The sequence below is a fragment of the Maribacter sp. LLG6340-A2 genome (assembly GCF_045057105.1).
In the GTDB taxonomy this organism is placed as follows: Bacteria; Bacteroidota; Bacteroidia; order Flavobacteriales; family Flavobacteriaceae; genus Maribacter.
Window position 1 is genome coordinate 3,235,787 of the sequence record NZ_CP159332.1, and the last position, 15,554, is coordinate 3,251,340.

The 15,554-nt window shown below is 36.7% G+C and carries 16 protein-coding genes; 8 read left to right on the forward strand and 8 right to left on the reverse strand.

The features are described from left to right. Positions 1 to 7: 7 nt before the first annotated feature. The 4 genes from ABVM52_RS13680 to ABVM52_RS13695 all read left to right on the forward strand — a co-directional run bounded on the left by ABVM52_RS13680 (position 8) and on the right by ABVM52_RS13695 (position 3,141). Positions 8 to 493 (forward strand): GyrI-like domain-containing protein, encoded by a 486-nt coding sequence (locus ABVM52_RS13680; protein ID WP_405381420.1) that lies wholly within the window; start codon positions 8 to 10, stop codon positions 491 to 493. Then, entirely contained in the window at positions 469 to 1,746 is a 1,278-nt protein-coding gene (locus ABVM52_RS13685) for an MFS transporter (protein ID WP_405381422.1), read from the forward strand. The genes ABVM52_RS13680 and ABVM52_RS13685 overlap by 25 nt, the downstream gene beginning before the upstream one ends. Continuing rightward, a complete protein-coding gene (locus ABVM52_RS13690) occupies positions 1,736 to 2,128 on the forward strand; it encodes a DUF4345 domain-containing protein (RefSeq protein WP_405381424.1) in 393 nt (130 codons plus the stop codon). Before ABVM52_RS13685 ends, ABVM52_RS13690 begins: the two co-directional genes overlap by 11 nt. A 326-nt stretch (positions 2,129 to 2,454) precedes the next feature. Continuing rightward, complete coding sequence (locus ABVM52_RS13695; protein WP_405381426.1) at positions 2,455 to 3,141, forward strand: hypothetical protein; 687 nt, start codon at positions 2,455 to 2,457, stop codon at positions 3,139 to 3,141. Positions 3,142 to 3,202: 61 nt separating this feature from the next. Here the strand turns inward: ABVM52_RS13695 and lptB are convergent, their stop codons facing one another. Genes lptB through ABVM52_RS13715 form a run of 4 tightly spaced genes read right to left on the reverse strand, consistent with a single transcriptional unit; the run spans position 3,203 to position 6,165 of the window. Continuing rightward, positions 3,203 to 3,943, reverse strand: a complete 741-nt coding sequence (gene lptB / locus ABVM52_RS13700; protein ID WP_144805310.1) for an LPS export ABC transporter ATP-binding protein — start codon at positions 3,941 to 3,943, stop codon at positions 3,203 to 3,205. Between the two features lie 56 nt (positions 3,944 to 3,999). After that, a complete protein-coding gene (locus ABVM52_RS13705) occupies positions 4,000 to 4,344 on the reverse strand; it encodes a carboxymuconolactone decarboxylase family protein (protein WP_405381428.1) in 345 nt (114 codons plus the stop codon). Further along, positions 4,328 to 5,188 (reverse strand): twin-arginine translocase subunit TatC, encoded by an 861-nt coding sequence (tatC, locus tag ABVM52_RS13710; protein WP_405381430.1) that lies wholly within the window; start codon positions 5,186 to 5,188, stop codon positions 4,328 to 4,330. The genes ABVM52_RS13705 and tatC overlap by 17 nt, the downstream gene beginning before the upstream one ends. Then, positions 5,188 to 6,165 carry an SIS domain-containing protein gene (locus tag ABVM52_RS13715; RefSeq protein ID WP_405381432.1) on the reverse strand — a complete coding sequence of 326 codons (978 nt, stop codon included), beginning with the start codon at positions 6,163 to 6,165 and terminating at the stop codon, positions 5,188 to 5,190. The genes tatC and ABVM52_RS13715 overlap by 1 nt, the downstream gene beginning before the upstream one ends. A gap of 172 nt (positions 6,166 to 6,337) precedes the next feature. Between ABVM52_RS13715 and recQ the strand changes: the two genes are divergently transcribed. Both recQ and ABVM52_RS13725 read left to right on the forward strand, forming a co-directional pair. Further along, complete coding sequence (recQ, locus tag ABVM52_RS13720; RefSeq protein WP_405381434.1) at positions 6,338 to 8,548, forward strand: DNA helicase RecQ; 2,211 nt, start codon at positions 6,338 to 6,340, stop codon at positions 8,546 to 8,548. Positions 8,549 to 8,911: 363 nt separating this feature from the next. Next, entirely contained in the window at positions 8,912 to 9,403 is a 492-nt protein-coding gene (locus tag ABVM52_RS13725; RefSeq protein WP_405385136.1) for a fasciclin domain-containing protein, read from the forward strand. A gap of 63 nt (positions 9,404 to 9,466) precedes the next feature. Here the strand turns inward: ABVM52_RS13725 and ABVM52_RS13730 are convergent, their stop codons facing one another. From ABVM52_RS13730 to ABVM52_RS13745, 4 genes are all read right to left on the reverse strand, one after another. Further along, positions 9,467 to 10,759 carry a carboxypeptidase-like regulatory domain-containing protein gene (locus ABVM52_RS13730; RefSeq protein ID WP_405381436.1) on the reverse strand — a complete coding sequence of 431 codons (1,293 nt, stop codon included), beginning with the start codon at positions 10,757 to 10,759 and terminating at the stop codon, positions 9,467 to 9,469. A gap of 130 nt (positions 10,760 to 10,889) precedes the next feature. Next, positions 10,890 to 11,630, reverse strand: coding sequence for a 23S rRNA pseudouridine(2604) synthase RluF (gene rluF / locus ABVM52_RS13735; RefSeq protein WP_405381438.1), 741 nt, complete (start codon positions 11,628 to 11,630; stop codon positions 10,890 to 10,892). Between the two features lie 18 nt (positions 11,631 to 11,648). Next, positions 11,649 to 12,776, reverse strand: a complete 1,128-nt coding sequence (locus tag ABVM52_RS13740) for a serine hydrolase (protein WP_405381440.1) — start codon at positions 12,774 to 12,776, stop codon at positions 11,649 to 11,651. A gap of 10 nt (positions 12,777 to 12,786) precedes the next feature. Continuing rightward, complete coding sequence (locus ABVM52_RS13745; protein WP_405381443.1) at positions 12,787 to 13,026, reverse strand: hypothetical protein; 240 nt, start codon at positions 13,024 to 13,026, stop codon at positions 12,787 to 12,789. A gap of 234 nt (positions 13,027 to 13,260) precedes the next feature. On the opposite strand from ABVM52_RS13745, the gene ABVM52_RS13750 reads away from it, so the two are divergent. Both ABVM52_RS13750 and ABVM52_RS13755 read left to right on the forward strand, forming a co-directional pair. After that, positions 13,261 to 14,133, forward strand: coding sequence for a peptidyl-prolyl cis-trans isomerase (locus ABVM52_RS13750; protein ID WP_405381445.1), 873 nt, complete (start codon positions 13,261 to 13,263; stop codon positions 14,131 to 14,133). Further along, complete coding sequence (locus tag ABVM52_RS13755; protein WP_405381447.1) at positions 14,117 to 15,553, forward strand: peptidylprolyl isomerase; 1,437 nt, start codon at positions 14,117 to 14,119, stop codon at positions 15,551 to 15,553. Before ABVM52_RS13750 ends, ABVM52_RS13755 begins: the two co-directional genes overlap by 17 nt. Position 15,554: the final 1 nt, after the last annotated feature.

Here is a 15,554-nt window from a genome sequence, read left to right on the forward strand (position 1 = left end):
GCTGACTATGAAAAGTATATCCCCAAATATTATTGCTCTGCAAACTAAATATGTTGTAGGCTTTTCTCAAGAAATGAGTTTGGCCGAAAATAAAACTTTTGAACTTTGGCAGCGTTTTAGAGCGCAAAGTAAAGAGATTACCAATAGGTCATCTAGTGATTTTATATCGCTTCAAGAATATCCTCAAAATTATTTTCAAGAGTTTTCCCCAATTAAAAAATTTACAAAATGGGCGTGTGTTGAGGTTTCTGATGCACTGGTAATTCCAGATAAAATGAGTTCCTTGATCATTCCCAAAGGTCTATATGCGGTCTTTAATTATGTAGGAACGCCAGCTGACCCCGGTATTTTTCAATATATTTATGGGGAGTGGGTTCCTAACTCTGATTATAGGTTAGATGACCGGCCACATTTTGAAGTCTTGGGAGACAAGTATAAACCCAACGACCCCACTTCAGAAGAGGAAATATGGATTCCTATAACGACAAAATGAAAGCAACCAAAAAAGCACCTTGGTATTATTTATTGCTACTGATGTTGGCGGGGGAAAGTGTGTTCATTCTTCCTTTTATTCTTCAACGGGCTTTTAGGCCAACGGTTCTAAAGGTTTTTGAATTGGACAATGTAGCATTGGGCCTGTGCTTTTCGGTGTACGGCTTTGTGGCGTTGCTTTCTTATTTATTGGGAGGTCCGTTGGCAGATAAGTATCCACCACGAAAGTTAATTGCCATTGCGCTTTGGATGACCGCTTTAGGAGGTCTGGTCTTTGCTACTTTTCCAGATTATACCACACTTCAACTACTTTATGGCTTTTGGGGCTTTACCACCATATTTCTTTTCTGGTCGCCAATGATTAAAGCTACACGTATTTGGGGTGGTGAAAAAGACCAGGGCAAGGCATTTGGATTTTTAGATGGTGGTAGGGGGTTGGTAGGCGCCTTGTTCGGAACATTGGGGGTCGTTATTTTTGCTTATTTTCTTGAAACGGATTTAGAATTTGCCTCATTGCAGGAAAGTAGGTTTGCTTTTAGGTATGTTATTTTAACATCTTCGGTCATTGTTGGCTTGGTTGGTGTATTGGTTTGGTGTTTTATGAAATTGCCCAACTTAAATGAAAATAAGATTATTGTAGAGAAGATTACTATTTCGCAAATAGGCGAGGTATTACGTTTACCATCGGTATTACTATTAATGGTTATCATCCTGTGTGCGTATGTAGGATATAAAATCACCGATGTTTTTTCACTTTATGCACAAGATGTTATGGGGTTTAATCAAGTGGGATCGGCGCAGGTGGGTACTTTTTTATTGTTTGTGCGCCCGGTGGTTGGTGCAGTTATTGGTGTTTTGGCAGACCGTTCCAAGCCTATTTTATGGCTTTTTATCAGTTTTATAATTGCCTTTTTTGGGTCGGTTATTTTTGCCTTGGGTATCGTAGAAAATATTCCGTACCTATTATTTTTATTATCTATATTAATTGTTGCCATTGGGGTATTTTCTGCAAGGGCATTGTATTTTGCAGTTATGCAAAGTGGTAAAATTCCTTTAGTTTATACTGGTACTGCGGTTGGTTTAATTTCTTTGATAGGGTATACCCCAGATATTTTTGCAGGTCCGGCAATGGGTTATTTATTAGATGAATCCCCCGGATTAAAGGGTCATCAACAGGTATTTTGGATGCTGGCTCTCTTTTCTTTTTTTGGAAGTATTGCCGCTTATAAATATGTAAGACTTTATGGAAAGTAAGCTGGGCCAATTACCTAAACACCTTAACCTCTTAGTGTCAGGTATTATTGTTATTTGCGCGGGATTGGTCTATGGCGGACATCCTACGGTTTTAATGCCTATGATTTTAGATTATGAAGTTGACTCGTTAGAGTTGATGAATATGTTACGGGCCGTTATGGGAATTTATATTGGAATAGGCATTTTTTGGCTTATAGGTGCGTACAATGAAAAAGTATGGTACAGTGCTACTCTTTGTAATGTACTTTTTATGGGGGGAATCTCATTTGGGAGAATTATAAGTACAATCTTTGATGGCCTTTCAACACCATTTACACCTGCACTGTTTTTAGAACTTGTTTTCTTTGGATGGGGATTATTTAATTTAAAGCGATACAGGTAAATCCATCAAAAAATTTAGTATCCCCAGAATTTTTAAAAGTTCATCATTTTTATCTTTTCAGAAGTATAATTTCATTTTTTATAATACCTACATTTTTATAAGTATTAGTCCTTGGTTTACATCCCATTTACAATTTATAGGAAAATTTTCAGTTTAGTATAATATGTTTTTTGTTGTCTAACGTGTTCATTATTAACTGGATAAAAGGAATTTGTGAATCTAGTTTAATAATAAAATAGCTTTTTAGTAGCATCACGTCTTAAATAAATTCTATCAATCATCACTTATTAACACAACATATTATAGTTTCTTAAATACTTAAAATAATGCGACAAATTTTGGGACTCCTTGTTTTTATTATGACAATGACCACAACTAGTGCACAAGAATTCAGGGGAACATGGTTGGTGGACCATGGCGGCTTTGCGGACAATATTTCACCTAAAATTATTGGCAGCTCCCGAATGATGATTGATTTTGATACCAAGCTTATTAGTGATTTTGATACAAAGGGGGCATATCCTATTTCAATTAAATCTAAAAAGGGCAGAATTAAGGCAAAAGGTAAAAAGGGAAAGTTGATTTATAAGAAAACAACTCATAACACTATCCTGGTGCAAGGACCAAAGAAAACCAAATACAATCTAAAAAAACTAGAATTTATACATGATATAGACTGGAGTAAAGAAGATATTGAAGACTTTATTATAGAACAGCAATGTAATGCTACCAATGGTTTAGCGTTGAAATTCATGAATAAGTCCTATTCCACGGTAGGTGGCTCTAATTTCAATAGAGATTACTATAGTCTAAGTAATAAAAGTACTGGACGTACAGGATATTGGTTTGTACGTAAAATAGAAGGAAATGCTTTTATAGCAATAATGCTTGGTGACAATGAGCCTGAAAGTATTTTTCAGATTACCTCAATAACGTTGAATGGATTAAAATTACAGCCAGTGCTGGAATATGAGCAGCTCAAAAATTTAAAACTTATAACTACATGTCTATAATTAGTAGTAGATATTAATTTTAACTCACAGGGTGCGATTGGGAGGTAATATTGTATACTGGTTAAAAATCCAATTTCTTTTTACGAAGCTCAAAATTTTGTCCTAAATACACTTTTCTAACCATTTCATCTGCGGCCAGATCTTCTGGAATACCGGATTTTAGAATTCCCCCTTCAAACATTAAATAAGACCGTTCCGTAATTGCCAAGGTTTCCTGTACATTATGGTCAGTTATAAGAATACCTATATTTTTGTCTTTAAGTTGTGCTACAATACGTTGAATATCCTCCACGGCAACGGGGTCTACACCGGCAAAGGGTTCATCCAATAAAATGAATTTAGGGTCAGTTGCAAGGGCTCGTGCAATTTCTGTTCTTCTACGCTCACCACCGGACAAAAGGTCTCCTCGGTTTTTTCGTATATGCCCTAAACCAAACTCTTCTATGAGCGACTCCATTTTCATGTGCTGCTCTTTTTTGCTTAGTTTGGTCAATTGCAGGACACTTAAAATATTCTTCTCGATACTCAATTTTCTAAATACAGAGGCTTCCTGTGCCAAATAACCAATACCGTTCTGTGCGCGTTTGTACATAGGGAATTTGGTAATCTCCATATCATCTAACCAAATGCTGCCCCCATTGGGCTTAATAAGCCCTACTATCATGTAAAATGAAGTGGTCTTACCGGCACCATTGGGACCTAAAAGCCCAACGATTTCCCCTTGGTTGACTTCCAAGGAAATTCCTTTAACCACCCTACGACCTCTGTAGGACTTCATAATATTATCGGCACGTAACTTCATGGTCTCAAATCTATTAGTTATTGGTTGGTTAGAAAAGGAATTAGGGATTTTTTAACCTATTGGTTTTCTAATTCCTCCCAATATTCATAGGCTCGTCTTAAATGGGGTATAACAATGGTTCCGCCAATCAATGTAGCTATACTTAAGGTTTCCATTACTTCTTCTTTGGAAACACCTTCTTTATACGAGCTTTCTAGATGGTATTTTACACAATCGTCGCAACGTAAAACGGTAGAGGCTACAAGGCCCAACAATTCCTTGGTCTTTACGTCCAAGGCTCCGGCGGCAAACGCATTGGTATCTAAATTAAATATGCGCTTTACAATTTTATTGTTGTCCGCCAACAGCTTATCGTTCATTTTGGAACGATAGGCATTAAATTCTTCAATTTGGTTTGACATTGTTTTGTTTCTTTTTTTCTTTTTCAGCTTTCTTTCGTTCTTTTCTTAATACCATGGCAGAAATGTAAATACTTACCTGATAAAGAATTAACACCGGTATGGCCACTATAATCTGACTTGCTACATCAGGTGGAGTAATTACGGCAGATAATATTAAAACGATGACAAGCGCTATCTTTCTATACTTCCTCATGATGTCCGGCGTAACAAGTCCCACCTTTGTCAAAAAGAAAATAATTATGGGTAGTTCAAATAAGATGCCGCAGGCAATTACAGAAGCCCTTACGGTAGATATATAGGAGGCCAAATCAAACTCATTGGTTACTTCTGAACTAACTTGGTATGTACCTAAAAAATTAATGGATAAAGGAGCTACTACATAGTAACCAAAAAGGACTCCAAGGAAAAATAGCAAGGAGGCTATTAAAATAAATCCTCTTGAATTTCTACGTTCCTTCTCATATAATCCAGGACTAATGAATTTCCACATTTCATATAGCACATAAGGAAACCCTATGATAAAACCTGCCCATATAGAGGTCCAAATATGTGCGGAAAATTGTCCGGACATTAAACGACTTTGTATAGTGAACGGAAGTTTTTCGGCACAAAAAGCAGAATCAAATCCAAAAAAAGTGGCTACATCACAGAATAATTGATAGGTGGGGAAATTCATTTTTTTAGGTCCAAAAATGACCGTATCAAAAATAAAATCCTTCATTAAAAAAGCTACGGAACCTATTATTACAATGGCTAATGTAGATCGTATTAAATGCCATCTTAATTCTTCTAAATGATCAAGAAATGACATCTCGTTAGGGGGTGTTGCTGCTTTGGAACCCATTATAAAATACCTTCGTTTATTAAATTGTGTAAATGAATGACACCTACATAGGTATCATTTCTCATGGCCAATAACTGGGATATGCCTTTTTTCTGCATAAATTCCAAGGCCTTTATAGCTAGTGTGTCCGCAGGGATTGTTTTAGGGTTATGGGTCATAATATCATTGGCGGTCAACCCCTTTATGACATCATGTTTATTCAGCATGCGCCTAATATCACCATCGGTAACGATACCTACGACTTTTTCACCGTCTAGAACTGCTGTAACTCCAAGCATTTTCTTGGAAATTTCAACGATAACTTCCTTTACCTCTGCATTTTTTTGAACTTGTGGAACTTGATTCTTTTCCACCAAATCGGACACCCTTAAATATAGTCGCTTTCCTAATGAACCACCTGGATGGTATTTTGCAAAATCTGTACTTGTAAACCCTTTTATTTCCAATAAAACAATAGCAAGGGCATCACCCATTACCAATTGTGCCGTGGTACTCGTTGTAGGGGCAAGGCCGTTAGGGCATGCTTCTCTTTCTACAAAGGTGTTAAGAATAAAATCTGCCTGTTTGGCCAAAAAAGAGTTGGTATTGCCGGTCATGGCAATTAACTTATTGGTTCCTCTTTTGATCAATGGTACCAGCATTTTTATTTCTGGGGTATTGCCACTGTTAGATATACAAATGACCACATCATTCTCTTGTATGGTGCCCAAATCCCCATGAATGGCGTCACCCGCATGCATAAATATTGCAGGTGTTCCGGTGGAATTCATGGTGGCTACAATTTTTGTGGCCACTATGGCACTCTTGCCAATTCCTGAAATAATTACACGACCTTTTGCCTCAATTATACAATTAACGGCCATGGCAAAATCATCTGTTAACAGTGCGGAAAGATGGGCAATAGCATCGCGCTCTGTTTCTATAGTTTTTTTCGCCAAGTCAATAATGGTGTGCGTAGCTATCAATCTATTATTCAAATTATGGATTGTAATCCTAAAAGAATGTGTTATCTTTAAGATTACAAAATTAAACAAACTTAATTTTAAATGCCGATTATCGCATAAGAATTTAGAATCAACAAGCTTGGTCAATAATAATTTTGACCACTTATGAGTTTTAAAATAAGTAGTGCTCCCTTAAATATTAAATGTGACAGACAGTAAAGAATTTGATGATATCGATTTACATGCATCATTAAAAAAGTATTTCGGGTTTTCCCAGTTTAAAGGACTTCAAGAAGAAGTAATCAGAAATGTTTTAAAACGTAACAATACGTTTGTAATTATGCCCACCGGTGGTGGTAAATCACTTTGCTATCAATTACCTGCCCTTATGCAAGAGGGTACGGCAATTATAGTTTCCCCATTGATCGCATTAATGAAGAATCAGGTAGATGCCATCCGTGGCGTTTCATCGGAAAATGGTATTGCCCATGTTCTAAATTCCTCATTGAACAAAGGAGAAATAAAGCAAGTAAAACAAGATATAACCGAAGGTAAGACAAAGCTGCTCTATGTGGCGCCAGAATCGTTGACAAAGGAAGAAAACGTGGAGTTTCTACGGTCTGTGGTCATCTCATTCGTAGCCATTGACGAAGCCCATTGTATTTCTGAATGGGGCCATGATTTTAGACCGGAATACCGCAACCTTAAATCTATTGTGGAACGTTTGGGAGATGATATTCCTATCATAGGGTTAACGGCAACGGCCACCCCAAAAGTTCAAGAAGATATTATTAAGAACTTGGGAATTGGCGGGGCCAAACTTTTTAAAGCGTCGTTCAACCGGCCTAACCTTTTTTATGAAGTACGTACAAAGACAGAAAATATAGAAGCGGATATCATTAGGTTCGTAAAGCAAAACCCCGGTAAATCTGGAATTATTTATTGCCTAAGCCGTAAAAAAGTGGAAGAATTGGCACAAGTGCTTCAGGTAAACGGTATTAGTGCAGTTCCATATCACGCAGGGTTTGATGCCAAAACTAGGTCCAAATATCAAGATATGTTCTTGATGGAAGATGTTGAGGTGGTGGTGGCAACCATTGCTTTTGGTATGGGTATAGATAAACCTGATGTGCGTTTTGTTATTCATCATGACATTCCTAAAAGTATTGAAAGCTATTATCAAGAAACCGGTAGGGCCGGTAGGGATGGCGGTGAAGGCCATTGCTTGGCATACTATTCCTATAAGGATATAGAGAAATTAGAAAAGTTCATGTCCGGTAAACCTGTAGCGGAACAAGAGATTGGCAATGCTCTATTACAAGAAGTAGTTGCCTATGCAGAGACCTCCATGTCTAGACGTAAATTCATGTTGCACTATTTTGGTGAAGAGTTTGATGAAGTCAATGGAGAGGGTGCGGATATGGACGATAACACCAAAAATCCAAAGGAAAAGGAAGAAGCTAAGGACAATGTGTTGAAATTACTTAAGGTAGTTCAAGGCACCAGCGAGAAATTCAAATCCAAGGAAATTGTAAATGCCATTCGTGGTAAGACCAATGCAATAATATCCTCTCATAAAACCAATGAAAAGGATTTTTTCGGTATAGGATCGGATAAGGATAAAAGTTATTGGATGGCTTTGGTGCGCCAAACCTTGGTAGCAGGATTATTGCGTAAGGAAATTGAACAATATGGGGTGTTGCATTTGACAGATGCAGGGAAAGAGTTTTTAAATACCCCTGTTTCATTTATGATGACAAAGGACCATGTGTACAATGCAGAAAATGATAATGCAATTGTAGGTGCCGCAAAAAGTGGTGGTGTTGCAGATGAAGTTCTTTTAAAACAATTGAAGGACTTGAGAAAGGCGCAGGCCAAAAAGCTTGGAGTGCCGCCTTTTGTTGTATTTCAAGATCCTTCTTTACAAGATATGGCCTTGAAATATCCTATATCACATGAGGAGTTGTTAAACGTTCATGGGGTAGGTGAGGGTAAGGCCAAAAAATACGGGAAGCCATTTACTGCATTTATTAAAGAATATGTTGAGGAAAATGATATTGTACGGCCGGATGATTTGGTGGTAAAAAGTACCGGTGTTAATTCGGCTTTAAAACTATATATCATTCAAAATGTAGATAGAAAATTACCACTGTCAGATATTGCTTCTTCTAAAGGGTTAGAGATTCCTGAGCTGATCAAGGAAATGGAGCAAATTGTCTTTAGTGGTACCAAATTAAATTTAAATTATTGGATAGATGAGGTCTTGGATGAAGATCAGCAAGAAGAAATTCACGAATATTTCCTAGAAGCCGATACCGATAATCTTGAAGAGGCCATGACCGAATTTGATGGTGAGTATGAAGAGGAGGAACTAAGGTTGTACCGCTTAAAATTTATTAGCGAAGTCGCAAATTAAATTGATTGAAATTATCTTTTGCGCCCATTACGAATTTATCGTGATGGGCTTTTTTTTGCACTATCCTGACTGATATACTTTTTGATATTATATAATTATGTTTAATGTTCTTCTTAAAAAGTTGTTCATATAGTGGTGTGGATGTAGGTAAACTTGATTTTAATCATACTAATTATTCCATTATATATACTGGTTTATACGCCTTATATATAGTTTCAAATTATATAAGTTTATTTAAAAATTTTATGTTGTTTAACAAATTTAATAATTAATTAAACAATATTTAAGAGTTTATTGATGGGTAAGGCACTACATTTACATCAATCTAAAAAAAATAGAACTATGAAAATTTTAAAAATCACAATGTTTAGTGCGTTGATGTTGTTCATTTCTACTTCCTATTTACAGTCTCAAACGATTGTAGGAGTAGCAGCAGGTAACGAAAATTTTACAACACTTGTTGCGGCGGTTAAAGCGGCAGATTTGGTGGAGACTTTAAATAGTGAAGGGCCCTTCACCGTTTTTGCACCGGTAAATAGTGCTTTTGATGCTTTGCCAACAGGTACAGTTGATAATTTATTGAAACCGGAAAGTAAGGATGCATTAACCGGAATTTTAACTTATCACGTGGTTGCGGGTAATTACATGGCGGCTGATGTAATGAATGCAATTAAAGGTAACAATGGAGCTTTTACCGTAAAAACAGTACAAGGGGATTCAATTACCCTTAGTTTGAGTGGTGATAAGGTGATGTTGAAAGATGCGAATGGTAATATGGCGACTGTTATTATGACTGATGTTGCGGCTAGCAATGGTGTTATACATGCTATTGATACCGTTGTTATGCCTAAATAAGTTAAGTGTTTAAGATAAAAAAGCCCTATCTGAATTTAGATAGGGCTTTTTAATATATTCCGTTTAAGGTTTTGAAGCGCGATTTAAATTGGACTTGTCTCTTCTTAATTGTCTTTGAATTTTCTTTATAGCAGATTCAATGGACTTCTCAGGTTCAATAATATTGTACTCTCCCCAGAAATTAGGGTCGGCAAAACCAATGGCTTCATCACTTAGGATGATTGAGGATTTAATTCTGTCCCTGGTCTTAGGAATGCTGTTTTCAAAATTTTCTTCCCAATCGGTAATAGCCATTTCACAACTCATACTGTAGACGGAATTAAAAAGGCGTTTGTCCCAATTGACCTTAAACTCTAACAATACATTACTGTACCCATAATACCATTTACCATCTTTCTCCCTATAATCTACCCTATACGAAACATCCGTTGGCCAAACCTCTGCATTTTTTGGCTTTCTACGAACAAACATTTGAGAGGCCAGTCTTTTATCGGTAATATTCAACGAGTAAATGGCACTGGTCAGAATTTTGTTTTCTGCATCTATATAAAGTTTACCGGTATAAAGAGGGTCTAAAATTTCTTCTTTTTGTTTGAAGTCAATAACATAGATTAATTGGTCGTTTACCCTTGTAGAGGTATTAAAGGCAAAATCATAATAGGGCAATGTTTCTGGAGTGAAAATATAATCAGGATACTTGACCATGTCAACGAACAAGGTGTTAAAGGGGCCGCCTTGCAGTTTTAAGGCTACTGTATCCAGTTTGTTATAATCCGTACTTTTTCTGGCTTTATAAAGTTCTAAAGCATCTTTCTTGTTAGAAGAATAGGGAGCTTTGTAAATATTTACGACAGCCTCTGATAAACTAACATTTGTTCTCCTTTTTTTAATGGTCTCACGATAAAATGCCGTCATCACGGTACTTTCGTTGAGGTAATTGGTGCCCTTTTTGTTCAATACCTCCTTGACCAAGGTCTCTGCGTCATTTGGCGCATCTATTCGTGCTTCTGAAAGGGCCATGGCAAACTCTTCCATAGAAATCTTGTTTTTTTTGGCCTCCAGTTGTGAGATGGGAAATTCCTTGGTCTTGTACCCTAAAAAGGCGACCACCAAATTACGGTCTTTAAAATCTGAAGGCACTTTGAGTGCAAACTCACCTTCAGAATTGGTTATTGTACTTACATTGGTGCCTTTAATACTTAAAGTGGCAAATACCAAAGCTTTGTTGGTATTGCTGTCTACAACCTCACCGGTATATTCGGTGAAATCACTTGTTTGTGCCTGTAAATAATTAGCGCTAGCGGCCAAAAGTAGCACCCAAACTAATATATGGCCCAGTTTTTTTGAGTTAAACATGATATATGGTTCTTTGAAATTAAGTGTAATTTTTATATAAGATAATGTTTTTCAGTGAAATAGCCTATATATTTAACATGGTTTCACTGGGGTCATTAGAATTTTAATGCACTCTTTTCCGGTAATTATGTTATTGTCCGTCGAAAGTTTTGGAAGAGGAACTGACCAACCTGTTGATTTCGTTTAACTCTTCTTCCGTAAGGTCTCTCCATTTTCCTACCGGGACATCTAAATGCACGTTCATGATCCTTATGCGTTTTAGTTTTTTTACCCTGTAATCAAGGTAGTCGCACATTCGTCTAATTTGCCTGTTTAAACCTTGGGTAAGGATTATTCTAAATTGATATGTGCTTACTTCAAACACCTCACACTCTCTTGTTACGGTATCCAGTATGGGAATGCCCTTGCGCATTTTAGCTAAAAAATCCTTGGTAATAGGTTTATCCACGGTTACGAGATATTCTTTCTCATGATTGTTCCTGGCGCGTAGAATTTTGTTGACGATATCACCATCATCCGTAAGGAAAATAAGTCCTTCACTTGGTTTGTCCAACCTGCCAATTGGAAAAATCCGCTTTGGGTAATTGATGAAATCAATAATATTATCTTTTTCTACTCCGGTATCCGTAGTACAAACTATACCAATGGGTTTGTTGAATGCCAAATAGACATTTTTTCCTTTAGGTCCTTTAATGAGCTCCCCATCTACTTTAACAATATCATCTGCACCTATTTTGGTTCCCATTTCTGGAATTTTACCGTTTATGGTAACCCTACCTTGGTCTATTAATTTGTCCGCTGCCCTACGTGAACAATAACCTGCTTCACTTAAGTATTTGTTGATTCTGGTTTTATTGCCGTTGTCTTGCATACTTTTTCTTTATCACTATTATTTTCTCTTAAGCTCCTCGGCATATATTTCACGCCCTAGTTGGGCCAGAAAAGGTATGCCAATTTCTTCAAACTCATAATGGTCGTTATTGAAAATACCATCTTGGTTGACCAAAATTGTTGCGGTCAGTAGAAATTCTACATTGTTCAAGCTATCTTTTATATAGGCACAATCGGTAACGGTACCGTATGCAAAGCCTACTTTATTATAAATTTTTAATGTTGGTGGTATTTTTTCTTTGGTATCGCCATGCATAAAAAATTTACAATATCCGTCATGATAAATGTTTTGGTCATAGCCAACGTTTCTGGGTACGGTGGACATTGCTTTGAGTATAAGTTCACGTTGTTCATTGCCAATGTGAAAACGTTCGTTTGGTTTAAATTTTTCCGGAAATATGATTCGTTTTAAAATTGAATGTAATGCGGATACCGGAAGATAATTTTTTATACTGAAGTCAAAAGGTTCTTTTACTAGGCCATCATCGTCCATGTAGCCCAAACCTTTTTTAATGCCTTTTAGTTTCAGCGGCTCAGGATTGGTGTTGTAACTAGGTACGGACATTCCGGTTGTGGAATCGTTTAAATAAATGACCAAAGGCTTGGTTCGCAAATCTTCTGAATGGTAGCCCAGTCTGTGAGAAATGCGGACAGGTGCTATGTTTTTTTCCTTTAAGGAAGCATTAATGGCGTTTTGGCCAAGTAGTTCAAATAAACGATTGTTGGCCAAATTATCGCTCACCGCAAATATCTCCGTAATATCTTGGGCTACCGTACTCTCTATTGTATCGCCCTCTACATAATATTTGGTATGTACGTTTAGCGTATCCGTTTTGTAGAGCCTTTCTAGAGCCAATAACGCAACGGGAAGTTTTACGGTACTTGCAGGGTAGAAATACAGACTGTCATTTACCTGAAAATCATAATCGGTTAATATGATGCTGTCCTTTAGTCGGTCTATTTGCGAGTATCTTATCTGTACCTCATACTTGGCAAGACTATCCATGACCACTCTTATATTGGGGTGTTCAGATGCCAGTGCTTTTTCCAGTGCATTAGCGTCTACGCGGTCATTTGTGCATGACAGTATTTCAAAGGCCCATACAAGTAATATGCTAATTCTCAATTATTGAATATTAAGGTTCGTATATTTCGCCACGATGTGGTCTTAAAGTATCTCTAACGGAAATCATTTCCTGTTCTTCAACGACCATAAACGCTATGCTGTGCATGTCGTTCAATTCCTTATACCCCGTAATATCAAGTGCAGTGCCTTCTATGGCTATAAACTCCTTTAAATGTATAACGTGGTGTTCTGCCGTTTTTAAAGCGGCAGGACCTTTAAAATCCCATATCAACTTAATCTTTCTGTCCAAACTAGCGCTGTTTTGCATTGCGTTTATGGGTGCAAATTTACCTAAATTTCACTTGGTAAGACGCGCTACGATCAAAGAGATTGTCTACTATCGGTTTAATGTTTTAAATTGATAATTAGAGGATTATTATTCAAGAAGATTTAAAAAAATGTGTTAAGTAAATCATTTTGCGTTTGCACACGAGAGTGTAATTGCTATTTTTGCTCGATGTTTTTTATCAAAATAAGAATGCAAATGAAAAATATATACCCTTTTATTTTGTTGGGTGTGTTTTCATTGGTCTTTATTTCTTGTGCTAAACTATTTAAAAAAGAAGAGGATAAAAAACCCTTGGCAAGGGTAGGAGATTCCTATTTATACGAAGAGGATATCCAAGCATTGCTTACCGAAAACATGAGTAAGGGAGATAGCGCCTCCTTCGTGTCCAATTACATAAACAATTGGGCTTCCAAGCAATTATTGTTATCCAAGGCAAAAATTAATCTATCCGAAGAAAAATTGGCGCAGTATAATGTTCTGGTAGATGACTACCGTACAGACTTGTATACTAGAGCTTATAAAGAAGCGTTGATGACAAGGGCAACGGATTCGGTTATTACTGATGTACAATTGGCAGACTTTTACGAACAGGGTAAGGAGAATTTTAAATTAAAGGAAAGAATTGCAAGAATTAGGTTCGTAGGTCTTCCTAAAGGTTTTTTGGATAAGGATGAGGTGTCAAAAAGATTACGAAGATTTGAGGAAGAGGATGTTCGCTATTTAGATTCAATAGGGGTACAGTTCAATAAATTAAATTTTAATGATTCCATTTGGGTGCGTTTCACCAGAATTTTCGAGGAAATACCACCAATTACAATTGATAATGCCGATAAGTACTTAAAAAATTCACAATTTTTTGAATTGGAGGATTCGATCGGGGTATATTTGGGTAAAATTGAAGAAACAAAGGATATTAATGATATAGCTCCTTTGTCATTTATTAGGCCTACCATAGAGCAAGTTTTATTAAGTCGCAGAAAAATGAACTACCTGCGCAAATTAGAAACTGAATTATTAGATGAAGCAATCAAGGATAAAGAATTTGAAGTTTTTGAAACTAAGAAATAGTATGTTTATTGGTGCGCTAGCACTTATGACAGGTGTAGTCAATGCACAGGACTCCATACCAACAGAAATAAACGGAGGCATGGAATCTACAGAGGAGGCAAATAACGATAAGGGTACTGCCAACAATTTTAAGCGTGTAAAACTAGATGGTATTGCAGCGGTAGTAGGTGATTATGTTATTTTGGATTCCGATATCGAAAAAACTTTGATCGACCTTAAAAGCCAAGGTGCATCGGCAGATGATATTTCTCACTGTAGTCTATTGGGTAAATTAATGGAAGACAGGTTGTATGCAAACCAAGCGGTACAAGATAGTATTTTGGTTTCTGATGATGAGGTCAACGCCACTGGTGACCGTCAATTACAATCCTTGGTACAACAAATTGGCTCCATGGAAAAAGTCTTGAAATATTATAAAAAAGAGGACGAGGCCAGTTTTAGGGAAGAATTATATAAAATAAACAAATTGCGTATGCTATCTGAACGTATGCAGCAAGATATCATAAAGGAAATAGAAATTACCCCAGAAGAAGTACGTCAGTTTTTTAATAAAATACCTGTAGATGAGCGACCTGTTTTTGGGGCAGAACTGGAAATAGCGCAGATTACCAAAGAACCCAAGCCTTCAGAAGAGGAAAAACAAAAGGTAATAGATAAATTAAACCAGATCAAGGCAGATGTGGAAGATAATGATGCCAGCTTTAGTGTAAAGGCTATTTTATATTCCCAAGATCCCGGTTCTAAATCCAAAGGTGGCTTTTATAGTATTACCAAGGATACCGGGTTTGATAAAACTTTTAAAGATGTTGCCTTTAGTCTTAAGGAAGGGGAGGTATCTGAACCGTTTGAAACTATTTTTGGTTATCATATTATTTATATTGAAAAAATAAGAGGTCAAGAACTGGATTTAAGACATATTTTGGTCCAGCCTGAAATTTCACAAGAGGTATTGCAAGAGGCCAAAGAGGAATTGGATAGTATACGTCAAAAAATTATCAACAAGGAATTTACTTTCGCAGAAGCGGCTCTTAATTTTTCTGATGAAAAAGAAACAAAATTCGATGGCGGACTTTTGAGAAATCCACAGGATTTTAGTTCTCGTTTTGAGTTGACAAAAATGGATCCAACTTTGTATAATCAAGTACAGGGTTTAAAGGATAATGAAATAACCCATCCTGTTCTGGAGCAAGACCCTAGGGGTGGAGCACCTAAGTACAAAATTTTAAAGATTACGAATAGGTATGATGAGCATGTAGCTGATTTTGCCAAGGATTACACCAAAATTCAGGAACTTGCACTTACTGAAAAGAAATATAACGCCATTAAAGAATGGATGGACGAGCATATTAAGGAGACCTATATAAGTGTAAACGATGACAATAAGGATTGTGAATTCGCTAACAACTGGATAAAGGAATAAT

Bases quoted from the DNA above. Each gene is read 5' to 3' on its own strand.
- ABVM52_RS13680 (WP_405381420.1), top strand. From the start codon at position 8: ATGAAAAGTATATCCCCAAATATTATTGCTCTGCAAACTAAATATGTT.
- ABVM52_RS13685 (WP_405381422.1), top strand. From the start codon at position 469: ATGGATTCCTATAACGACAAAATGAAAGCAACCAAAAAAGCACCTTGG.
- ABVM52_RS13690 (WP_405381424.1), top strand. From the start codon at position 1,736: ATGGAAAGTAAGCTGGGCCAATTACCTAAACACCTTAACCTCTTAGTG.
- ABVM52_RS13695 (WP_405381426.1), top strand. From the start codon at position 2,455: ATGCGACAAATTTTGGGACTCCTTGTTTTTATTATGACAATGACCACA.
- lptB (WP_144805310.1), bottom strand. From the start codon at position 3,943: ATGAAGTTACGTGCCGATAATATTATGAAGTCCTACAGAGGTCGTAGG.
- ABVM52_RS13705 (WP_405381428.1), bottom strand. From the start codon at position 4,344: ATGTCAAACCAAATTGAAGAATTTAATGCCTATCGTTCCAAAATGAAC.
- tatC (WP_405381430.1), bottom strand. From the start codon at position 5,188: ATGGGTTCCAAAGCAGCAACACCCCCTAACGAGATGTCATTTCTTGAT.
- ABVM52_RS13725 (WP_405385136.1), top strand. From the start codon at position 8,912: ATGTTTAGTGCGTTGATGTTGTTCATTTCTACTTCCTATTTACAGTCT.
- ABVM52_RS13730 (WP_405381436.1), bottom strand. From the start codon at position 10,759: ATGTTTAACTCAAAAAAACTGGGCCATATATTAGTTTGGGTGCTACTT.
- rluF (WP_405381438.1), bottom strand. From the start codon at position 11,630: ATGCAAGACAACGGCAATAAAACCAGAATCAACAAATACTTAAGTGAA.
- ABVM52_RS13750 (WP_405381445.1), top strand. From the start codon at position 13,261: ATGAAAAATATATACCCTTTTATTTTGTTGGGTGTGTTTTCATTGGTC.